We start from the raw sequence: 5,084 nt of genomic DNA on the forward strand, positions 1-5,084 counted from the left end.
GTTAAAAATTTAATTAAATCGAGAATATGAAAGGTAAGGGGATTTGAACTTAGTGAAGGCCTTTTAATAATATAATGGAAATGCTGAGATTCCAAGCTTTGTTGATGTAAATATTAGATGAGAATTTGGTCTAAAATGAAATACGTTTTTTAAAAAACAAACGCAAAAAAATTGCGTTTGTTTTACGTTTGCTTAGTTGAATATTTAGTTCCCCTACCGTTTCCATTTTTTACGGCGTAGGATTTTTCAATTAGGTTGTTTAAAATTTTTAAAACTTTATTTTTGCCAAATCCAACTAATGCTGCTATTTCAGAGCTGGCTAGACTTTTATTTTTTATTGAGTGATACACTTTTAACTCATCCTCGGATAATGGAAGAAGGAGTTTTGTTTCTGGTAGAAAAACCTCAATAGAATTATCAAAAATTTGAAATCCTGGCTTATTTTTACTATCCTTATAGGAAGATTTAATTCTGGCTATTCCTGTACCAAAACTTTCTATTATATTTAACCTAAAAAAAACATTGCCTATGATAGGATTTTGCATTATGGATATTTCACCATTAAGATATTCGTTGGCTGTTAGGTTTGAAGGAAGGCCACCAGGTGAAGTTATACTTATGGAATTTTCTTTCATTGATACTTGAATATAAGAATTTGTCATCCAGTTTCTATGCACAAGGGCATTAGCAATAGCTTCTCTAAAGGCTTTTTCAGGAATTTTTTCTATTTTTTTCCTATAGGATTCTTTGATTACCTCATAGTGATAATATTCTCTGTATAAATCAATACTTAAGTCGTAGGCTTCTAAGATAGAAATATTTTTTATTTGTTTCCTGGTTAAAATTGTATTTTCATCTTTTCCAAACCTTACTAAGTCAATAATATGGTATTTATTTTTATCTGCTAAGAGATTTCCTGCGTTGGTTAGATTGTTGTTTAAGTCAACTAGTTCAAGAGTTTTAAGGATATCAGAGTTTAGTGATTTTATGTTCAATTGTTCCTTTAATTTTTTTTCAAGGTAGGTAAAATTGTAGTCTCTGATACTAGTAGGAATCTGATCGTAAGCACTGTTGTTTCCTTCCAATATCAGGTGTTTAAGCTCATTTGTGTCAATTTCAATAGTTGCTGAATCATTTCTCTTATATGATTTTGATTTGTAGAAATATGGTTTTTCGTTGCCGGGATAGACTATCAACTCAATAATATTATTGTCTACAATGTTAAGATTATAGTTTGCTTGGGGTTTTATTGAATCGTTAATTTTATTTTCTATATCAAGAACTTTAGAAATTGGATTATCGATGCCTATGGATTTGCCATTATCATCAACACCAAATATAATTTTTCCGCCGGTATAGTTAGAATAAGCCACTACAGTCTTTAGAAAAGAGTCTGTAATTCTTTCTTTAAATTCTAAGTTGAAAGTCTCTCTCATAATATCCTCCTAGGAATATTATATATCTGTACTAACAAAAAACAAACGCAAAAAAATTTGCGTTTGTTTTGCGTTTCATTAATGAATATTTAGTTTTCCTTGAGATTTTTTTTTAAGATTTATAAAAGTTTTGAAATATTATATAAGCTTGGTTCTTTGTTATTTTAAGGTTTTTCGCTTAAGATGAAAGATTATTAATATTTATCTATAAAAATTTATTGACAAAATAAAAATTTTAAAGTAAATTAATAAAAACTATGCTTTAGCATGATAAGACGGTGTATAGATACACATATACTTCGATGATAAAAAGAGCATATTTAAGTTGACAAAAAAAGGAGAATTTATGGGAATTTTTGAAAGTATTTTAGCCACGGTCAATGGATATCTTTATTATCCGATTTTAATTATTATTCTTTTGGCCTGTGGATTTTATTTTACACTTAGGACTGGTTTTATCCAGCTAAGCCTTTTACCAGATGCTATCAAGGTTATTGGCGAAAAACCTGCCGGTAAGGATGATGTTTCTAGCTTTCAGGCTTTGATGGTTTCTACTGCATCTAGGGTAGGAACTGGTAATATCGTTGGCGTGTCAAACGCTATTTGCCTGGGTGGTCCTGGAGCAGTTTTCTGGATGTGGATTATCGCTGTAATCGGTGGTGCATCTGCTTTTGTCGAGTCAACTTTGGCACAAATTTTTAAGAAAAAATCTAAGGATGGAGCTAGCTATGGTGGGCCATCTTACTATATAGAACAGGGCCTAGGATCTAGGAAGCTCGGAGTGGTTTTCTCCCTTGCTTTGATTTTGACCTATGCTGTTGGTTTTAATATGCTTGCTTCTTTTAACCTCCAAGATTCCTTTAGGGTTTATGATTTTTATCAAAAAGGCAAAACTTCTTGGCTTATAGGTGGTATCCTTGCTATAATTGCAGGTTATTGCATCATCGGTGGGGGCAAGAGGATTATAAAATACACATCTATAATCGTTCCAATAATGGGGATAATTTATGTGCTTATGTCTTTATTTATGATTGGTATTAACTTTTCAAATATTGGAAAAATGATAAAGATGATTATAGAAGATGCCTTTAACTTCAGAGCAATTTTTGGTGGCGTGGCTGGTTCTGCCATGGTTGAAGGAATTAAGAGAGGATTATATTCTAATGAAGCAGGTATGGGTTCTGCACCAAATGCTGCAGCAAGCGCTATGGTAAGCCATCCTGTCAAACAAGGTCTGGTACAAATGGTATCAGTATTTATAGATACCCTTATAATTTGTACAGCAACAGCCTTTATGGCTCTTGTATCTGGGGTAGCTCCAACAGAAGACCTCGCAGGCGCAGGTTTTGTTCAGGAAGCCCTAGCGACAGTTGTTGGACATTTTGGTTATGTCTTCATCACTATTTGCTTGGCCCTATTCGCCTTCACAACACTTTTGGGCAATCTTTATTATTGTGATTCTTGCCTAGCCTACCTTAAAAAGAAAGAACCATCTAAAAACTTTATGCTAGTCTTTAGGGTAATTGCAATTATCTTAATATTTTTAGGAGCAGGTATGGAAATGAAATTCGCATGGAACTTAGCAGACCTCTTCATGGGAATAATGGCAATCATCAATATCTTCTCAATCTTTGCCCTTGGTAAATATGCCCTAAAGGCACTCGAAGATTACAAAAAACAAAGAAAAGAAAACAAAGACCCAGTCTTCATAGCCGACCACATCGGGCTAGATGGAGAAAAATTAGATTTTTGGAAATAAGACAAGACTCGCTAGCAGTTAAGAACTGTTGGCGAGTTTTTTTATTATTATCGGAGATTTTGTGATATAATATATATGTTTGATAAATAATAGATAAAAGGTGAAAATATGATAATTAAAAAAATGATTTTGGCCTTGACTTTGGTATTTGTCTTTGCTGGTTGTGGGGAAGATGATCCGGAAGTTAAGGATCCTATTAAAGAAGAGATACAGGAAATAAAAGCAGATAAGTATGAGGAGGAGAAGGCAGAAGATAAAAAGCCTCAAGATGAGAATGAAGAAGCAGATAAAAAGGACTTGGAGGATGCTAAAGATAAGGCGATTGAAGAATTAACCAGCCTAGAATTTTTAGATACCAAGGACAGGGATGATTTTACTGGGAAAATCAAAGCTTGTGAAGATTCTAAAGAAATTGGTAAACTAGTTGTAGAAGCTAAAAAATCTAATGATGACTTTATAAAAGCTAAGGAAGAAGCTGATAAAATGGACAAATTTTATCAAAAAGCTTGGGTGACTAATACCATAGATGGGGATACTATTGAAATTGAAATAGGGGGAAATACTTATAAATTAAGGCTAATTGGGATGAATACACCAGAGATCCACCACCCAAACAAGGGAGTAGAATTTTTTGGTAAGGAAGCCTATGAATTTACTCAAAAGACCTTGAAGAACAAGGAAGTCTATCTTGAAAAAGATGTGTCTGAGACAGATAAGTACCAGAGGCTATTGAGGTATGTTTGGTTGACTTTGCCAAAAGACCCTGAAAATCCAACCTATGACGAGGTTAAAAACCAAAGTCTAAATGGGATTTTAGTCCGTGATGGATATGCAAATGCAGTTACCTTTCCACCAGATATAAAGTATGCTGACTACTTAGCCAAGATTGAAAAAGAGGCAAAGAGTGAAAATAAGGGCCTTTGGAATGAAGAGGCAAGATCTAAGTGGGAAAAGGAAAAAAATTCTCCGGAAAATAAGTGGGTAAGAACTACAAAGCAGATAACAAACAGGGGCAATACCTACACAGCAGATACCACCCAAGGCCCAGTAAAGGGCAATAGAAAGAGCCGAAAATACCACGTCCAAGGCCAACAAGGCTACGATAAGATTTCTATAAACAATGTGGTTTGGTTCAACACAAAAGAAGAAGCAGAAGCAGCAGGCTATGTGCCGGCTAAAAGATAAAATAATCCCGTCTAGGATAAGATTAGACGGGATTCTTTATTTTAGGGAATAATATCCAACTCCATCTATTACTTCTTCTTTTATTCTACCTTGCATTACAAGGTGTTTGAGGTGGGCGGCGGCTTCTCCTACAGCGAACCATTTTTGGCTGGCTGGAAAATCATTCCAGTCTTTGGCTCTGATGTCCCATTGCATTTTTTGGGTGATTTGGGTTGTGTTTGCCTTGCTGAGCTTTTCTATAATTTTTAGACAGTCGGCTAGTCTTTCGGCGGGGTGGTCTATAAGTTCGTCGATTCTTGCATTTGTATCTTCTACTAAAAACCTGTGGGCAGAAAATAGGTAGTTTATGTTTAAATCTTTTATTTTTTTGATGTTTTCAAGGTAGATGCCGAGGCTATCTCCAAATTCATCTCCCCAATAGGTAATGTTTGGGGTTATCTTTCCTAGAATGTGGTCGCCACAGAATAAAATTTTATGGTCTTTTTCATAAAGGCCTAGCATGCCTGGGGTGTGGCCTTCTTCGTCGATTGCGACAAAGTTATAGTCTCCTATGGCAATTTCCCAGCCTGGTTTGATTTTTGTGTGGGGGAAAGCTTCCTTTGGTCTATTTTTATAGCCTGGGTGGTCTTCGATTTTTAAATTTTCTGGGCCGAGTCCTTGGAAGTGGGCGTTTTTTATGATATTTTGCCACTGGAAGTCTTCTT

General features: G+C 34.8%; 4 protein-coding genes. 2 read left to right on the top strand and 2 right to left on the bottom strand.

Going from position 1 to position 5,084, the window contains the following annotated elements:
* Positions 1-182: 182 nt before the first annotated feature.
* Positions 183-1,436: an RNA-binding domain-containing protein gene (locus tag RQ907_RS07530; RefSeq protein ID WP_311492760.1), complete on the bottom strand. Its 1,254-nt coding sequence runs from the start codon at positions 1,434-1,436 to the stop codon at positions 183-185.
* Between the two features lie 346 nt (positions 1,437-1,782).
* Between RQ907_RS07530 and RQ907_RS07535 the strand changes: the two genes are divergently transcribed.
* Entirely contained in the window at positions 1,783-3,195 is a 1,413-nt protein-coding gene (locus RQ907_RS07535; RefSeq protein ID WP_311492761.1) for an alanine/glycine:cation symporter family protein, read from the top strand.
* 108 nt (positions 3,196-3,303) lie between these two features.
* Positions 3,304-4,380, top strand: coding sequence for a thermonuclease family protein (locus tag RQ907_RS07540; protein WP_311492762.1), 1,077 nt, complete (start codon positions 3,304-3,306; stop codon positions 4,378-4,380).
* Positions 4,381-4,416: 36 nt separating this feature from the next.
* Here RQ907_RS07540 and RQ907_RS07545 read toward each other — a convergent pair.
* On the bottom strand, positions 4,417-5,084 hold a 668-nt coding region (locus RQ907_RS07545; protein WP_311492763.1), incomplete at its 5' end, for an MBL fold metallo-hydrolase.

Origin of the sequence: uncultured Anaerococcus sp., from assembly GCF_963510575.1 — a bacterium.
Lineage (GTDB): Bacteria > Bacillota > Clostridia > Tissierellales > Peptoniphilaceae > Anaerococcus.

Bases quoted from the DNA above. Each gene is read 5' to 3' on its own strand.
- RQ907_RS07530 (WP_311492760.1), bottom strand. From the start codon at position 1,436: ATGAGAGAGACTTTCAACTTAGAATTTAAAGAAAGAATTACAGACTCT.
- RQ907_RS07535 (WP_311492761.1), top strand. From the start codon at position 1,783: ATGGGAATTTTTGAAAGTATTTTAGCCACGGTCAATGGATATCTTTAT.
- RQ907_RS07540 (WP_311492762.1), top strand. From the start codon at position 3,304: ATGATAATTAAAAAAATGATTTTGGCCTTGACTTTGGTATTTGTCTTT.